This is a genomic window from Solwaraspora sp. WMMA2059 (assembly GCF_027497315.1).
Classification (GTDB): Bacteria; Actinomycetota; Actinomycetes; order Mycobacteriales; family Micromonosporaceae; genus Micromonospora_E.
Window position 1 is genome coordinate 3,762,950 of record NZ_CP114908.1, and the last position, 15,404, is coordinate 3,778,353.

The 15,404-nt window shown below is 70.1% G+C and carries 20 protein-coding genes; 12 read left to right on the plus strand and 8 right to left on the minus strand.

The genetic code is table 11. The features are described from left to right. Positions 1–42 precede the first annotated feature (42 nt). Genes O7553_RS17105 through O7553_RS17115 form a run of 3 tightly spaced genes read left to right on the plus strand, consistent with a single transcriptional unit; the run spans position 43 to position 1,779 of the window. A complete protein-coding gene (locus O7553_RS17105; RefSeq protein WP_281550743.1) occupies positions 43–579 on the plus strand; it encodes an NUDIX domain-containing protein in 537 nt (178 codons plus the stop codon). Then, complete coding sequence (locus tag O7553_RS17110) at positions 576–1,436, plus strand: NTP transferase domain-containing protein (RefSeq protein WP_281550744.1); 861 nt, start codon at positions 576–578, stop codon at positions 1,434–1,436. The genes O7553_RS17105 and O7553_RS17110 overlap by 4 nt, the downstream gene beginning before the upstream one ends. Before the next feature lie 55 nt (positions 1,437–1,491). Beyond that, positions 1,492–1,779 (plus strand): Lrp/AsnC ligand binding domain-containing protein, encoded by a 288-nt coding sequence (locus tag O7553_RS17115; protein ID WP_281550745.1) that lies wholly within the window; start codon positions 1,492–1,494, stop codon positions 1,777–1,779. A 149-nt stretch (positions 1,780–1,928) separates the two neighbouring features. Here the strand turns inward: O7553_RS17115 and O7553_RS17120 are convergent, their stop codons facing one another. The 5 genes from O7553_RS17120 to O7553_RS17140 form a co-directional block, all read right to left on the minus strand. Then, positions 1,929–2,321: a peptidase inhibitor family I36 protein gene (locus tag O7553_RS17120; RefSeq protein WP_281550746.1), complete on the minus strand. Its 393-nt coding sequence runs from the start codon at positions 2,319–2,321 to the stop codon at positions 1,929–1,931. 223 nt (positions 2,322–2,544) lie between these two features. Continuing rightward, complete coding sequence (locus O7553_RS17125; RefSeq protein WP_281550747.1) at positions 2,545–4,209, minus strand: ubiquinol-cytochrome c reductase cytochrome b subunit; 1,665 nt, start codon at positions 4,207–4,209, stop codon at positions 2,545–2,547. Continuing rightward, positions 4,206–5,312 carry a Rieske 2Fe-2S domain-containing protein gene (locus O7553_RS17130; RefSeq protein WP_281550748.1) on the minus strand — a complete coding sequence of 369 codons (1,107 nt, stop codon included), beginning with the start codon at positions 5,310–5,312 and terminating at the stop codon, positions 4,206–4,208. The genes O7553_RS17125 and O7553_RS17130 overlap by 4 nt, the downstream gene beginning before the upstream one ends. Next, positions 5,309–6,169 (minus strand): cytochrome c, encoded by an 861-nt coding sequence (locus tag O7553_RS17135; protein WP_281550749.1) that lies wholly within the window; start codon positions 6,167–6,169, stop codon positions 5,309–5,311. Before O7553_RS17135 ends, O7553_RS17130 begins: the two co-directional genes overlap by 4 nt. A 79-nt stretch (positions 6,170–6,248) precedes the next feature. Next, positions 6,249–6,848, minus strand: coding sequence for a heme-copper oxidase subunit III (locus tag O7553_RS17140; RefSeq protein ID WP_281550750.1), 600 nt, complete (start codon positions 6,846–6,848; stop codon positions 6,249–6,251). Between the two features lie 107 nt (positions 6,849–6,955). On the opposite strand from O7553_RS17140, the gene O7553_RS17145 reads away from it, so the two are divergent. The 4 genes from O7553_RS17145 to O7553_RS17160 all read left to right on the plus strand — a co-directional run bounded on the left by O7553_RS17145 (position 6,956) and on the right by O7553_RS17160 (position 9,963). Next, positions 6,956–7,861, plus strand: a complete 906-nt coding sequence (locus O7553_RS17145) for a cytochrome c oxidase assembly protein (RefSeq protein WP_348650064.1) — start codon at positions 6,956–6,958, stop codon at positions 7,859–7,861. 73 nt (positions 7,862–7,934) lie between these two features. After that, positions 7,935–8,342 carry a hypothetical protein gene (locus O7553_RS17150; RefSeq protein ID WP_278170359.1) on the plus strand — a complete coding sequence of 136 codons (408 nt, stop codon included), beginning with the start codon at positions 7,935–7,937 and terminating at the stop codon, positions 8,340–8,342. Positions 8,343–8,445: 103 nt separating this feature from the next. Next, positions 8,446–9,528, plus strand: coding sequence for an anthranilate phosphoribosyltransferase (gene trpD / locus O7553_RS17155; protein ID WP_281550751.1), 1,083 nt, complete (start codon positions 8,446–8,448; stop codon positions 9,526–9,528). Positions 9,529–9,576: 48 nt separating this feature from the next. After that, positions 9,577–9,963, plus strand: coding sequence for a hypothetical protein (locus O7553_RS17160; protein WP_281550752.1), 387 nt, complete (start codon positions 9,577–9,579; stop codon positions 9,961–9,963). Between the two features lie 55 nt (positions 9,964–10,018). Here the strand turns inward: O7553_RS17160 and O7553_RS17165 are convergent, their stop codons facing one another. Both O7553_RS17165 and coxB read right to left on the minus strand, forming a co-directional pair. Beyond that, on the minus strand, positions 10,019–10,444 hold the full coding sequence (locus tag O7553_RS17165) for a cytochrome c oxidase subunit 4 (protein ID WP_123602747.1): 426 nt from the start codon (positions 10,442–10,444) through the stop codon (positions 10,019–10,021). 9 nt (positions 10,445–10,453) lie between these two features. Continuing rightward, complete coding sequence (gene coxB / locus O7553_RS17170) at positions 10,454–11,293, minus strand: cytochrome c oxidase subunit II (protein WP_281555641.1); 840 nt, start codon at positions 11,291–11,293, stop codon at positions 10,454–10,456. A 155-nt stretch (positions 11,294–11,448) separates the two neighbouring features. Between coxB and O7553_RS17175 the strand changes: the two genes are divergently transcribed. The 3 genes from O7553_RS17175 (at position 11,449) to O7553_RS17185 (ending at position 13,894) form a co-directional block, all read left to right on the plus strand. Further along, complete coding sequence (locus O7553_RS17175; protein WP_281550753.1) at positions 11,449–12,762, plus strand: aminotransferase class V-fold PLP-dependent enzyme; 1,314 nt, start codon at positions 11,449–11,451, stop codon at positions 12,760–12,762. A 62-nt stretch (positions 12,763–12,824) separates the two neighbouring features. Next, the gene (locus O7553_RS17180) at positions 12,825–13,049 is read left to right on the plus strand and encodes a sulfurtransferase TusA family protein (protein WP_281555642.1); all 225 of its coding nucleotides are present in this window, start codon (positions 12,825–12,827) and stop codon (positions 13,047–13,049) included. 239 nt (positions 13,050–13,288) lie between these two features. Further along, positions 13,289–13,894, plus strand: coding sequence for a class I SAM-dependent methyltransferase (locus tag O7553_RS17185; protein WP_281550754.1), 606 nt, complete (start codon positions 13,289–13,291; stop codon positions 13,892–13,894). A gap of 10 nt (positions 13,895–13,904) precedes the next feature. Here O7553_RS17185 and O7553_RS17190 read toward each other — a convergent pair whose 3' ends face one another. After that, the gene (locus O7553_RS17190) at positions 13,905–14,213 is read right to left on the minus strand and encodes a hypothetical protein (RefSeq protein ID WP_281550755.1); all 309 of its coding nucleotides are present in this window, start codon (positions 14,211–14,213) and stop codon (positions 13,905–13,907) included. 102 nt (positions 14,214–14,315) lie between these two features. Between O7553_RS17190 and O7553_RS17195 the strand changes: the two genes are divergently transcribed. Both O7553_RS17195 and O7553_RS17200 read left to right on the plus strand, forming a co-directional pair. Continuing rightward, the gene (locus tag O7553_RS17195) at positions 14,316–15,164 is read left to right on the plus strand and encodes a helix-turn-helix transcriptional regulator (RefSeq protein WP_281550756.1); all 849 of its coding nucleotides are present in this window, start codon (positions 14,316–14,318) and stop codon (positions 15,162–15,164) included. Between the two features lie 14 nt (positions 15,165–15,178). Further along, positions 15,179–15,379: a DUF397 domain-containing protein gene (locus tag O7553_RS17200; protein WP_281550757.1), complete on the plus strand. Its 201-nt coding sequence runs from the start codon at positions 15,179–15,181 to the stop codon at positions 15,377–15,379. Positions 15,380–15,404: the final 25 nt, after the last annotated feature.

A 15,404-nucleotide genomic window follows, 5' to 3' on the forward strand; every position in this document is an offset into this window, starting at 1 on the left:
CTGACCCGGCGCCGACGACCGGCTACCTCTAGCCTGAACCATATGATCACCCGCCGATCCCCCGCACGCGCCCTGTTGTACGGCGTGTTCTACCGGTTACCGCACCCGGTCCGTCGGCGGTTGGTCCGGCTCGCCGTGCAGAAGTACATCGTCGGCGCCGTGACGCTGGTGACCGACTCCGAAGTCGGCCCGTCGACACCCGCCCGGCTACTGCTGCTGCGCCAGCCGCCCGGCCGGGGCTGGACACTGCCCGCCGGTCTGCTGCGACACCGCGAGGCGCCGGTGGTCGGCGCGGCCCGGGAGCTCGCCGAGGAGACCGGCATCCGGCTCGCCCCGGACCAGCTACGCCCGGCGGTGCCGAATGCCGTGGTGCACGCCAAGGGTTGGGTGGACGTGGTCTTCGAAGCCTCCGTGGCAGCGTCGCGAACCCAACTGGTGGTTGACGGGGCCGAGGTGTACGAAGCCGCCTGGCACCGGCTCGACGACCTGCCCCGGCTGACCCCGGCGACCGCCCGGCTACTCGCGCGCTACGGCATCGGTCCACTCGTCAGCCCGCCAGCGGCCCAGGAGCCGGGGTGAGCGCACCGGCGGCCGGACCGGACCGGATCTGCGCGGTGATCCTCGCCGCCGGTGAAGGCCGCCGGCTGCGGCCGTTGACCGGTCTCGTCCCGAAGGCGCTCTGCCCGGTCGGGAACGTACCGCTGCTGGACCGGGCGCTCGCCCGGGTCGGTGCCCTCGGTTTCACCGGGCCGGCGGCGGTCGCGGTCAACGCCTGCTACCTCGGCCGGCAGGTGGTGACCCAGGTCGGCGACCGGGCACAGCTGTCCGTGGAGCCAGGAGACCCGTTGGGCACCTCCGGCGGCGTCGGCCGGCTACGGGACTGGATCAGCGGTCGCGGCGTGCTGGTCGGCAACGTCGACGGCTATCTCGCCCATCCAGAGCTCGACCCTGGGCCGGACATCGCGGCACTGCTCGACGGCTGGGACGGCGAGACCGTCCGGCTGCTCGGCCAGCGGTTCACCCACCCGGCCGCCCGGGGCGGCTTCGACGGGCACCGGTTCGCCGGCTTCTCGCTGCTGCCGTGGCGCTACGTCAGCGGTTTAGCGGCCACTCCCGGCGAACTGGTCCGTACCGTCTGGCGGCCGGCGGAGGCCGCCGGCGCGCTGCAGGTGATCAACTACTCGGGGACCTACCTGGACACCGGGACACCACCGGACTACCTCGCGGCCAATCTGCACGCGGCAGGTGGCCGGAGCCTCGTCGACCCGTCGGCCACGGTGACGGGCCCGGTCGACCGCTCCGTCGTCGGCGCCGACGCGGTGGTACGGGGGACGCTGGTCCGCTCGGTGGTGTGGCCCGGCGCACAGGTGCATACGGGGGAACGGCTGACTGACGCGATCCGGGTGGACAGCGATCTGACGGTGTCCGCCGGCTGAGCACCCGGCTTGAGTAACATCGGCGGCGGACGCCGGTGAGAGACGGAGGACCTGCGTGATCACTGCCATCGTGTTGATCGACTGCGCCACGGACTCGATCCCGGAGGTGGCCGAGGCGCTCGCCGGTCTCGACGGGGTGAGCGAGGTCTACTCGGTGGCCGGGCACGTGGACCTGATCGCGATCGTCCGGGTGCGGGAGTTCGACCAGATCGCCGACGTGATCGCCGGACGGATCTCGAAGGTTCCGGGGGTGCTCAACACCGAGTCGCACATCGCCTTCCGCGCCTACTCACAGCACGATCTGGAGGCGGCCTTCGCCATCGGGCTGGCCGACGCGGACTGACCGACGACAGCGCTGAGCCAACAGCGGGAACTGGCAGCTGCCGCAGGCAGAGCCGCCCAGGAGACATAACGACGCGGCTGGTCGTCGGGGGCCACAGACCCACTGGCGACCAGCCGCGTTACCGTTCGGTGTCTGACGTCGACTGCCCGTCAGCAGACGGGCGGTGAGGTCGACGGTGCCCAGCGGAACGAGGTGATCTGATCGTTCGCGAGCGGATCAACGTTGCCACCGCCGCTGTACGGCGGGACGAAGATGTACCAGTTGCCATCGTAGTTGAGGTCGGGATACAGGCAGACGCCCCGGGCGGAAGTGTTCCGGACCGAGCTGATCTTGTCGTCGAAGCTCCATGCCCGTAGATCCGGCTGATTGCCGGTGTTGACCGATACCCAGACCATCAGGCCGTTACCTCCGCTGTGCTCCCACATGCACATGGCGTTGGTCGGACAGTCCCAGTACGCGGCTTGCGCAGGCGACGGCGTCACGACTACCAGGGCCATGGTGGCGCCCATGGCCCACGTCAGCAACTTCCTTGCCAGCTTCACGTAGCTCCTCCTCCGAGCGACTACCTTGCGGTTGATCGATCGCTGTCGACCATGACGCTACGTCGAGAGGAAACCGTCACCAATGGATCACCGCAGTCTCTTAGGGATACCGCTACTACCGTGGCGACAGGGCTTGTGGGGACGGCCGGTGCAGGTGTGAGATCACAGAGGCGCCCGCCGATCTGCTCGGCGGGCGCCTCTGTCGACTCCGGGTGCGCGGTGGTCAGCGGCTGCCGCTGCTGATCTCCTCGCGGTCGGCCGGCTGCTTCTCCTTGCCAGCCGACCGCAGTTCGGTCGGCTGTTCCTCGGCCGGGTCGATCGCCACATGCGCCGGCGGCGGAACCTGTGCCGGCTTCTCGATCGGGAAGAAGAAGCCCTTGACGGCCGGGCCGAGCGCGCCGAGCCGGTTCATCTTCTTGGGTACCACCCAGCCGACGTACTCCAGCTTGCCGTGGCCGTGCTCATCGGTCGGCCCGAGCGGCTGGTGCACCTCGACGAAGCGGCCGTCGGGCAGCCGGCGGATGATTCCGGTCTCGACGCCGTGCGCCAGCACCTCGCGGTCGTGCTGCTGCAGACCGAGGCAGATCCGGTAGGTCACGTAGTAGGCCAGCGGTGGCAGCAGGATCAATCCGATCCGACCGGCCCAGGTCATCGCGTTCAGGCTGATGAAGAACTTGTCGGCGAACACGTCGTTGCCGCCGGAGATGGTCAGCACGATGAAGAAGGTGACGGCCATGGCGCCGACGGCGGTACGGGCCGGCACGTCCCGGGGCCGCTGCAGCAGGTTGTGGCTGGCCTTGTCCTTCGTGTACCGCGCTTCGAGGAACGGGTACGCCAGGGAGAGCATGACCAGGATGCCGGGCAGCACCACGGTCGGCCAGAACAGCGGCGGGATCACGTACCCGTCGCCGATCGGGATGGTCAGCTCCCAGGCTGGCATCAACCGGGTGGAGCCGTCCAGGAACATGACGTACCAGTCGGGCTGGCTCGCCGCCGAGACGACGGCGGCCTCGTACGGGCCGAACAGCCACACCGGGTTGATCTGGAAGACCCCCGCCATCAGGGCGACCACCCCGAAGACGATCATGAAGAAGCCGCCCTGTTTGATCGCGTAGCGGGGGAACATCCGCTCACCGACCACGTTGTCGTTGGTTCGTCCCGGGCCGGCCCACTGGGTGTGCTTCTGCTTGAAGACCAGGCCGAGGTGTGCGCTGATCAGCGCCACCAGCAGACCGGGGATCAGCAGCACGTGGGCGATGTAGAACCGGCTGATGATGATCGTGCCCGGGAACTCGCCGCCGAAGATCGACGAGGTGACCCAGGACCCGATCACCGGGATGGACAGCATGATCGCCGACGCGATCCGCAGCCCGGTGCCGGACAGGCCGTCGTCGGGCAGCGAGTAGCCGGTGAAGCCGGCGAGGAAGCCGACCCAGAACAGCAGCGAGCCGATGATCCAGTTCGCCTCACGCGGCTTGCGGAACGCGCCGGTGAAGAACACCCGCAGCATGTGCACCACGATCGACGCCATGAACAGCAGCGCCCCCCAGTGGTGCATCTGCCGCATGATCAGGCCGCCCCGGACGTCGAACGAGATGTCCAGCGTCGACGCGTACGCCGCCGACATGGGGATCCCGCGCAGCGGAGCGTAGCTGCCGTCGTAGACGACCTCCTCCATCGACGGGTCGAAGAAGAAGGTCAGGTAGACACCGGTGAGCAGGACGACGACGAACGAGAAGAGCGCGATCTCGCCGAGCAGGAACGACCAGTGGTCCGGGAAGACCTTGTTCAGCAGCTTGCGTAGCGGCGTAGCTGCCTGGAACCGGTCGTCGAGCTGCCCGGCGGCCTGGCCGGGCAGCGCCCGGGCGTCGAACTTACGGCGTTTCATGGCCGCTCCCAGAAGTCGGGTCCGACGATCTCGGTGTAGTCGGAGGTGGCGACGAAGAAGCCCTCGTCGTCGACGGAGATGGGCAGCTGCGGCAGCCGACGGCTGGCCGGGCCGAAGACCGGCTTGGCGTTGTCGGTGATCAGGAACTGCGACTGGTGGCAGGGGCAGAGCAGCCGGTTGGACTGCTGCTCGTACAGGCTCGCCGGGCAGCCCGCGTGGGTGCAGATCTTCGAGTACGCGATGTAGTTGCCCCACATGTAGTCGGGCTTGCCCGCCGCCTCGTTGTTCTGCCGGGCGGTCTGGGCGTCGTCCAGCCGCAGGTGGATCAGCAGGGTCGGCGAGTCGGCGTACCGGTTGGTGTGTCCGCCGGGAATTCCGGGGAAGACCGTCATCTGACCACCGACGCTGACGTCAGCGGGCCGGATCGGTGAGCCGTCCTCCCTGGTCAGCCGGACCAGCTCGGTGCCGCCACCGGTCGTCTCGACCGGCTCCCAGCCGGTGGTGGCCATCTGGTTGTCGGTGTGCGGATCCCGGATCAGGCCGCCGACCAGTGGAGCGGCCGCGACCGCGGCGACCGGAGCCAACCCGGCCAGCAGCGACACCCCGAGCAGCGGCCGGCGCTTGACCCCGAGCTCGTCCACCATGTAGGTGAGCGTGCCGCCGGTGATCTTGCGGTCGTCCGGGCTGGACGGACCATCGTGCCGGTCCTGGATCGCCACCTCGTGGGGCAGCAGCTTCTTGCCCCAGGTGAGGATGCCGACGCCGATGGCCAGCAGGGTCAGCCCGAGGCTGACGCCGAGCAGCGGGGTGTAGAACTTGCTGATCCCGGTGCCGAGTTCGTACTCCCAGGGCCACCAGATGTAGACCACCAGGAACGCGGTCGCGGTGAGCCCGGCGAGCAGGAACAGCCCGGCGACGAACCGGCTGATCCGACGCTCCGCCCTGGTGCCGGGCACCGGGAACGGCGGCTCGTAGTGCACGATCTCGATGTCGTCGCGACGGGCACCCTCGCGCAGCACGTCGAACGGCGTCAGCCGAGGGTCGTCCAGGCTCACCTGCGCTGACTGGCGGTGCTGCTGGGTGGTGTCGATGTCGGTGCTCATGACTTCCCCGCAATCCACAGGCTGGCGAAGACCAGCGCGGTGATGCCGACCAGGAAGATGGCGATGCCCTCGGTCACCGGACCGTACCGGCCGAGGTTGGCCAGCCCGCCGGGGTCGCCGTCGGTCTTCAGCCCTTCCTGCACGAAGGCGATGATGTCGCGCTTCTGCTCGGGGGTGAGCTGGTTGTCCCCGAAGACCGGCATGTTCTGCGGACCGGTCAGCATGGCGGCGTACAGCTGCCGGTCGGTGGCCGGCTCCAGGCTCGGTGCGTACTTGCCGGAGGACAGCGCGCCGCCGCCGCCGCTGAAGGCGTGGCAGGACGAACAGTTGATCCGGTAGAGATGGCCACCGACGGCGATGTCACCGCCGGTACGCAGCATCTCACCGTCCGGCAGCTGCGGGCCGCCGCCCAGCTCCTGGATGTACTGGCCGAGCTGGCGGATCTCCTCCTCGGTGAAGACCACCGGCTTGCGCTCGGCCTGGGCCTCCTGCCGGGCCATCGGCATCCGGCCCGTGCCGACCTGGAACTCCACCGACGCCGATCCGACACCGATCAGGCTGGGGCCGCGTCCCTCGACGCCCTGGGCGTTGCGCCCGTGGCAGGAGATGCAGCTCTGGTCGAACAGCGCCTTGCCGTCCTCGGCCGCCTGGGACAGCTGCGGGGTGTCCTGCGCCTGCAGGCCCGGAGCGAAGACGGTGTACGCACCGCCGGCCAGGAACAGCGCGGCGAGCAACCGGACCGCGGTGCCCAGCCGACGGCGGCCCCGGCCTCGCGGCGTGGCCCGCCCGCTGCGCAGCCGGGCGAGGAGACCGCGTCCACGGTCGGCTCGCCGGTCGGCGGGGGTGTCAGATGTCATTGACCTGAATCCTTGTCGGTTTTGCGACCTGCCTGGTCGGCACGACGCCGCACCATCACGGTGAGTGACCGCTTGATGATCATTGCAGCCAGTAGATCATGAAGTAGAGGCCGATCCAGACCACGTCGACGAAGTGCCAGTAGTACGACACGACGATGGCCGAGGTGGCCTGCGCCGGGGTGAACCGCCCCATCGTGGTACGGACCATGTAGATCAGAAAGGCGACCAGGCCGCCCGCCACGTGCAGGCCGTGGAAGCCGGTGGTGAGGTAGAACACCGAGCCGTACCCGTCGCTGTTGATCTTGATGCCGTGGTGGACCAGCTCCCGGTACTCGTTGATCTGGCCGAGCAGGAAGATCAGGCCCATCACGAAGGTGATCGTGAACCACCGCCGCAGCGCGTGCACGTCTCCCCGCTCCGCGGCGAACACCCCGATCTGACAGGTGACCGAGGAGGCCACCAGGATCGCGGTGAAGACCGTCGCGTACGGGATGTTCAGCTGTGGGGTGTGCTCCTCCCACATGCTGTAGTCCGCCGCACGGATGGAGAAGTACATCGCGAACAGCGCCGCGAAGAACATCAGTTCGCTGGAGAGCCACACGATCGTCCCGACGCTGACCATGTTCGGTCGGGTCAGCGAGTGGATCCGGCTCTTGTCAATCGCTGGGGCCGCAGTCACGCGGTCATTATTGCTGCCGGTCAGTGCCCACGGACGGCGGGGTGGCAAACCCGACCCGCCGGTGGGCCGGATAACGTCGACCGGGGCCGCTGGCCTAGCCTCGTCATGTGGCAGATGTCGCTGCGATCGCCGTCCCGCCGTTCACGGTCTCGGCCCTGTTCACCGAGATCCAGCTGACCAGTTGGCTGGCGCTGACACTCGTCGTGGCCGCCGGCCTCTACCTGTACGGGGTGCACCGGCTACGACTGCGCGGCGACCGCTGGCCTGTGTCACGCACCGTACTGTTCCTCGGCCCCGGACTGGGTGGCATCGCCGCCGTCACCGTGAGTGGGCTGGGCGCCTACGACACCACGCTGCTGTCGGTGCACATGGTCCAGCACATGGTGCTGTCGATGATCGCGCCGATCTTCCTCGCCCTGGGCGCACCGGTCACCCTGGCGCTGCGCACCCTGCCCGGCGCGCCGCGGCGTCGCCTGCTCGCCGTCCTGCACAGCCGGTACGCCCGGGTGCTCACCTTCCCGCTGGTCGCCTTCGGCCTGTTCGTCATCAACCCGTTTGTGCTGTATTTCACTGATCTGTACCGGTTGACCCTGGAAAATTCCCTCGCCCACGAGTTCGTCCACGCCCACTTCATCATGACCGGCTGCCTGTTCTTCTGGCCGCTGGTCGGGCTCGACCCGCTGCCCGGCCGCTGGCCGTACCCGGCCCGGGCGCTGCTGATGGTGCTCTCCGTGCCGTTCCACACCGTGCTCGGGCTCACCGTCATGCAGAGCAACACCCTGTTCGGCGGCGACTGGTACCCGTCGCTCGGGCTGACCTGGGCCGACCCGTGGGCCGACCAGGAGGTGGCCGGCGGCGTCCTGTGGGCCGGCGGGGAGTTCGTCAGCGTCACCATGCTCGCCGTACTGGTGGTGCAGTGGATGCGCCAGTCCGAGCGGGAGGCCCGACGCGTCGACCGGGAACTCGACCGTCAGGAGGCACGGCAGGCCCGCGCGGCGGCCGCCGCCGACTGACCCGCTCGCCGGACGCGACGCGGTCGGACGGTACGATCAGCGCGCAGCTACGAGGTGGGAGTCGAGCGACAAGATGACCGAGCGCGTACACACCGTCCTGCTCTACAGCGACGACCCGCAGGTGCGGGACCGGATGCGGCTGGCCGTCGGCACCCGCCCCGCCACCGACCTGACCGTCGAGTTCGTCGAGGCGTCCGACTACGCCGGGTGCGTCCGGCTGGTCGACGAGTACGAGATCGACCTGATGCTGCTCGACGGTGAGGCCACCCCCGGCGGCGGGCTCGGCATCGCCCGGCAGATCAAGGACGACCGCGCCGACGCGCCGCCGACCTGCGTGGTGATCGCCCGCGCCGCCGACCGCTGGCTGGCCTCGTTCGCCGAGGTCGACGCCACCCTGATGCACCCGCTCGACCCGGTGACCACCGGCCAGACCGTCGCCGGCATGCTGCGCGGCCGGTCCGGCAAGCTGCCCGCCGCCTGACCCACCCCCGCACCGCACCTGCACCGGGCTGCACCGTCCACGTTCCGCCGCACCGTCCCGTACCGCATCGCGCACACGCCCCATCGCACCTGGGAGAGACCCCATGGGTGAACGGTCCTGGCCGAATCTGCTCAGTGCGCTGCTCGCCGGCGAGCAGCTCTCCACCGCCGACACCACCTGGGCGATGGGCGAGATCATGGCGGGCTCCGCCACCCCGGCCCAGATCGCCGGGTTCGCCGTCGCGCTGCGCGCCAAGGGCGAGACCCCGGCGGAGCTGGTCGGTCTGGTGGAGGCGATGCTCGCCGACGCCGTACCGGTCGACCTGCCGGAAGCGCTGCGCGCCGACGCGGTGGACGTGGTCGGTACCGGCGGCGACCGGGCCCACACGGTGAACATCTCGACGATGGCGGCGCTGGTGGTGGCAGCCGCCGGTGCCCGGGTGGTCAAGCACGGCAACCGGGCCGCCTCGTCGTCGTGCGGGGCCGCCGACCTGCTGGAGCACTTCGGCATCCCGCTCGACCTGGGCCCCGAGGGGGTGGCCCGGTGCGTCGCCGAGGTCGGCATCGGGTTCTGCTTCGCCGCCCGGTACCACCCGGGAATGCGGCACGCCGGGACGACCCGGCGGGAGATCGGCGTACCGACTGCCTTCAACTTCCTCGGCCCGCTGACCAACCCGGCCCGGCCTCAGGCCGGGGCGATCGGCTGTTTCGACACCCGGATGGCGCCGGTGATGGCGCAGGTGTTCGCCAGCCGGGGCGACACCGCACTGGTGATGCGGGGTGAGGACGGGCTGGACGAGCTCAGCACCGCCGCCCCGACCAGGGTCTGGTTCGCCGCCGACGGCGTGGTGCGCGCGATGGTCGTGGACGCCGCCGAGGACCTGGGGGTTGCCCGCAGCGCCCCCGGCGATCTCCGGGGTGGGGACGCCGCCTTCAACGCCGATGTCACCCGCCGGCTGCTCGCCGGACGGTCCGGTCCGGTCCGGGACGCGGTGCTGGTCAACGCCGCAGCGGCGCTGACCGCTCAGGCGGTACAGACCGGCGCCGCGCCGGCTGACGGGTTGCTGGAGACGATGCGGGCGCAGCTGGGCCGGGCCGCCGAGGCGGTGGACAGCGGCGCGGCCGCCGCGCTGCTGGACCGGTGGGTGCAGGTGGCCCAGTCGGCTGCGGGTACCACCGCCGGCTGACCGCCCGCTGCGACTCCTGTCGTCCACGCGCCCCGGGCCACCGCGCTGTTGCAGGACCCGACCTCGCTGCGGGACTGGTACAAGCAGAATCTGCGCTGGCTCTGGGGCACCTTCCGGGGCATCCTCGGTCACCGGGTGGGGCGGCAGGTCAGCACCTTCGACTACGCGTACCTGCTGCTGATCCTGCGCTGGGTGCTGTCCGCCTGGCGGCTACACCACCGGCAGCTGCTGCTCCTGCTCCCGCTGATCATGGTCGCCGACGTGATCTACCGGGTGATCTTCGTCCACGCGGCGGTCAAGGCCGTCCGCCAACCCACCGTCGACCGCTGTGTCTGGTCCTCGCCGGAGCGGATCGGCACCCCGGTAGCTGTCGGCGGCGCCCCGACAGCCGTCGCCGGCTGGGGCGCCAAGCTGCGCCGCCGCAACAGCCGGTGACGGTCGGCCGGCTCAGCCGACGCCGGCGACGAACCGGCTCAGTGCTCGGCCCGGCTCAGTGCTCGGCGGTACGCCGGGTGCCGGTGTAGTACTCGAACAGCAGACCGGCTGCGGTGGCGATCACCGAGAGCAGCCCGAAGATGAGCAGCCACCACTGCCAGAAGACCAGGCCGAGACCGGCGACGGTCGCGGCCAGCGCCACCCCGAACGGCCAGTAGCTGCCCGGGCTGAAGAAGCCGACCTCGCCCGCTCCGTCGGAGATCTCAGCGTCCGGCCGGTCCTCGGGGCGCAGATCGATCCGGCGCGACACGAACCAGAAGAAGCCACCACACATCGTGCAGAGCAGGAAGGACAGGATCAGCGCCGTGGTGCCGATCCACTCGACGTGCCCGAGCTGCCCGTAGGTCCACGCCGGGTAGACACCGGACACGACGAGCAGGAACGCCGCGACGATGCCGAACAGTCGCCACTCGGTCTTCATGACCGGCCCTCAGCTTCCCGCGCCCTGGGCGCTCGCGTTCCCGAAGTTCTGCGCGTCACGCTTGGTGTCGAACGGGAAGGTCGTCACCGCGTACGGCTCCTCCCCGATCGCGGCCAGCGCGTCCGGCGTCGAGCTACCGGCCTGCTTCGCCGCGATGAACTGGTCGTACTGCTCCGGGTCGACCACCCGCATCTCGAAGTTCATCATCGAGTGGTACGTGCCACACAGCTCGGCGCACCGGCCGACGTAGGCACCGTTCTGTTCGATGGTCACCTCGAACTGGTTACGGATGCTGCCCGGGAAGACGTCCCGCTTGAACAGCAGCTCCGGCACCCAGAACGAGTGGATCACGTCGGTGCTGGTCTCCTCGAACCGGATGGTCCGCTCCGACGGGACCACCAGCACCGGGATGATGTCGGAGGAACCGACCGTCGACGCCACCGTGTTGGCGTCCTCACCGACCCCGTCGCGGTAGTTGAACTGCCAGTTCCACTTGAACGCGACGACCTCGACGGTGACGTCCGGGTCCTCGCTGAGCCGGTCGACATCGGTCTGCACGACGGCCGTGTAGTAGAACAGCACCGAGACGACCAGGATCGGCGCGATGGTGTAGAGGAACTCCATCGGCATGTTGAACCGGGTCTGCACCGGCAACTGGTCGCCGCGCTTGCGGTACCGGATGATGCACCAGAAGATCAGACCCCAGACGAAGACGCCGACCGCGAGCGCCGCGATCACCGAGGCGATCCACAGGTCGTACATCCGGTGGGCCTGCGGTGTGATGCCCTGCGGCCAGCCGAAGCCGCCGAACGCCTCCCCGACGTCGCAGCCAGTGAGCAGGGTGAGCAGTGCCGCGCCGCCGAGACCGAGCCCAGCGGCCCGGAACCGGAGCTGTCGCCGACCGGGCGCGCGCCGTGCGTGCGTCGGCTGCCGGCCGACGGCCGACGGCTGCCCTGCTGAATCGCTTGCGACCACCTGGTCCTGCCTCCCTCGCGGTGCCACCGATGCCACCTGTGGCAACCGGATCGACCTGGCCACGCGTGACGACATCGGCGATCAAAGGCGTCACCGACGGTCGCAGATTACTCGACCCGACGGGTCACCATCGGCGTGGGGTCTGGTTTGTCACCCGCCACGACCACCGGCGGGCCAGCCCACGGCCGGTACCGTCGACGGCTGTGGACTATCTCGACGCCGCGACCGCCGCACCGCTGCACCCGGTCGCCCGGGAGGCACTGTCGGCGGCGTTGACCGACGGCTGGGCCGACCCGGCCAAGCTGTACACCCGGGCCCGCCGGGCCGGTCAGCTCCTCGACGCGGCCCGCGAGGTCACCGCCGACGTGCTGCGGGTCCGCACCGACGAGATCTCCTTCACACCCAGCGGTACGGTCGCTGCACACGCCGCCGTCCTCGGCGGTCTCGCCGGGCGGCGTCGGGTCGGGCGCACCCTGGTGCACTCGGCGATCGAGCATTCGGCGGTGCTGCACGCCGGGCAGCGGCACACCGCCGACGGCGGCGAGGCGGTGCCGGTGCCGGTGGACCGGCTCGGCCGGCTCGATATGGCCGCCTGGTCGGGGGCGGTGGCCCGGCCGGGTGTGGCGTTCGCCGCACTGATCAGCGCCAGCCACGAGGTGGGTACGGTCCAACCGGTCGCCGAGGCGGCCCGGGCCTGCGCCGCGCACGAGGTGCCGCTGTACGTCGACGCCGCCCAGTCGGTGGGTCGGATGCCGGTGCCGGACGGCTGGTCGGTGCTGACGGCCAGCGCTCACAAGTGGGGCGGGCTGCCGGGCGTCGGGGTGCTGGTGGTCCGCAAGGGCACCCGGTGGGAGTCGCCCTACCCGGCCGACGAGCGGGAATTCGGCCGTACGCCCGGAGCGGTGAACCTGCCGGCGGTGGTCGCGTCGGCGGCGGCGCTGCGCACGGCGGCCGCCGAGGCGCACGCGCAGGCCGCCCGGTTGTCGGCACTGGTGGACCGGATCCGCGCGACGGTGGCCGCGACGGTGCCCGACGTGGAGGTGGTCGGCGACCCGACCGACCGGCTGCCGCACCTGGTCACCTTCTCCTGCCTGTACGTCGACGGTGAGGCGCTGCTGCACGCGCTGGACCGGCGCGGCTTCGCCGTCTCCTCCGGCTCGTCGTGTACGTCGTCCACGCTGCGCCCGTCACACGTGCTGGAGGCGATGGGGGTGCTGTCACACGGCAACGTCCGGGTGTCGCTGCACCGGGACACCACCGACGCGGAGGTCGACCGGTTCCTGGCCGAGCTGCCGCAGGTGGTGGCCGACCTGCGGGCCGAGGCCGGGGTGGTCGGCCTGTGACCGACGACGACACGGCACCGCAGCGCTCCGGCGGCGAGACGGCGCAGCCACCTGGTAGCGAGGTGGCGGAGACTCTCGACTGCCTGGGTCAGCGCTGCCCGCTGCCGGTGATCGCGCTGGCCCGGCGGCTGCCGCAGCTGCCGGTCGGGTCGGTGGTCCGGGTGCTGGCCGACGATCCGGCGGCCGCCCTGGACATCCCGGCCTGGTGCCGGATCCGGGGCCAGGAGTTCGTCGCCGCGTCGACCGTCGCCGACTCCCCCGCCTTCGACGTCCGCCGCAGCCACTGAAGCCTCCCGCCGAACTGCTAGTCGATCAGCAGCGCCACCGATGTGAGGCTGAGGTACCTAACCTGCTCGTTGATACGTAACTCAGCCTCACATCGGCGTGTCCGCGACAGCCGGTTGAGACACCTCTTCGGGATACACCTCAACCGCCCTCCGGCGGAGCGCACGTCGTGCCGTTCGGCCAGGCCTGTTGGTCCACGGCACCAGGCCCAGCAGAATGCCGGCGTGCGAGGATGGCGGGCGTGAGCGCGCAGAACGGGTGGAGCAAGCTGCTGGAGTCCAACCCTGGGCACTCACAGTGGTACGTCGACCGGTTCCGGTCGCTGGCCCGCGACGGGGCCGACCTCGACGGTGAGGCCCGGCTGGTCGACGCGATGCTGCCCCGTACGGCACGGGTGCTGGACGCCGGCTGCGGACCCGGCCGGGTCGGCGCGGCGCTGGCCGCCGCCGGTCACGACGTCGTCGGCGTCGACCTGGACCCGGTGCTGATCGATGCCGCCCGGCAGGACCACCCCGGCCCGCGGTGGCTGGTCGGCGACCTGGCCGAGCTGGACCTGCCCGCACAGGGCATCACCGACGGCTTCGACGCGATCGTCAGCGCCGGCAACGTCATGACGTTCCTGGCGCCGGACACCCGCCAGGAGGTGCTGCGCCGGATGCGGCTGCACCTGCGCGACGGCGGCCGGATCGTGGTCGGGTTCGGCACCGACCGGGGCTACCCGGTCACCGACTTCCTGGCCGACATGCACGCCGCCGATCTGGTCGAGGATCTGCTGCTGGCGACCTGGGACCTGCGCCCGTACCGCGACGACTCCGATTTCCTGGTCGCGGTGCTGCGACCGGCCTGACCTCCGCGGTTCAGGTCAGCTGGCGACCGTCGGGCGGGTCGACCCACACCAGCTGCACGGGGTGGACCATCCCGTACAGCCGCAGTGCTGCCTTGATGCCGCTGAACGGGTTGGGCAGGCCGCCGTTGGTCGGTACGACCACGGCTTCGTCGTCGAACGCCAGCCCCCAGCCGAGCACTCCACCGTCCTCGCTGTCCTCGCCGGCCTCAGTATCCGCACAGATGGCGAAGCGCGCCGGCGGCTCCCCGTGCAGGTCTTCCAGCAGCCTGCGCTGCTCGTCAACCGTCTCCGACGACCATCGTTCTTCGCTCTCGTTCACCACACGCTCCCCTCCATCGATGACTAGACGTCTAACGTAAGCAGTTGCATCGAGATTGGCAATAGGCAATGATGACTGCATCGCTAGCGGAAGGCGGGAGTGATGAGCACACGGATGGACCCCTCGGCGCTGCGCTGGCTGATCGGTGCCGAGCTGAGTCGCTACCGGCGCGACGTGCCGATGTCGCTGAGTGAACTGTCCGCCGAGACGGGGATCGGCAAACCCAAGCTCGGGCACATGGAGACCGGCCGCTACCAGCAGTTCCCGGACGACATCGCCAAGGTGCTGCGGACCTGCGGCGCCGATCAGCCGACGATCGAACGGCTCACCTCGCTGGCCGGCCGGTCGGATGCCAAGACCTGGTGGGCTCCCTGGGCGAACGTCGTGCCCGACTGGTTCCGGACCTACGTCGGGTTGGAAGGACTGGCCGACAGCGCGTTCGTCTTCGAGTCGATGGTGCTCCCCGGCCTGCTGCAGACCGAGGAGTACGCCCAGGCGCTCACCCTCGGCACCGGGTTCGTCCGGCCCGACCACGCTGAACGGTTCGTGTCGTTCCGTCAGGCCAGAGCCCGCCGGCTCACCGACGACGAGCCACTGACGCTGCACGCGGTGATCGGCGAGGCGGCGCTGCGGTTACGGGTCAACGGCGACAACACCAGGCGCGCACAACTGCGGCACCTGGCCGACCTCGCCAGCCTGCCGCATGTCACCGTCCAGATCCTCCGGCCCGAGGACGGGCCGCATGCCGCTACGCCGCTCGGCAAGTTCGTGGTGCTGGACTTCGACCGGGTCCGGCCGATCGCCTACACCGAACTGCTCGACGGTGCCATGTACATCCAGGACCCGGACGGTGTCCGCACTTATACGATGGTGGCGGACAACCTGCGTCAGGCCGCTCTCTCGCCCGCCGATTCCCGCGCGCTGATCCGGGAGCTGGCCGACGCGGCATAGCGCTGGAGGCTGTCATGCCCACCCCCGACCTGACCACCGCCCGCTGGTTCACCAGCAGCCGCAGCGCCAACAACGGCGACTGCGTCGAGTGCGCCGTACTGCCGGACGCCGTCGCGGTCCGCGACAGCAAGGACCGCACCGGACCGACGCTGCACTTCTCCGCCGACCAATGGATCACCTTCGTCACCCAGTTGACCGCGCGTCAGGTGAGCTGAGCAGAGATCAAGATCAGGTGAGCGC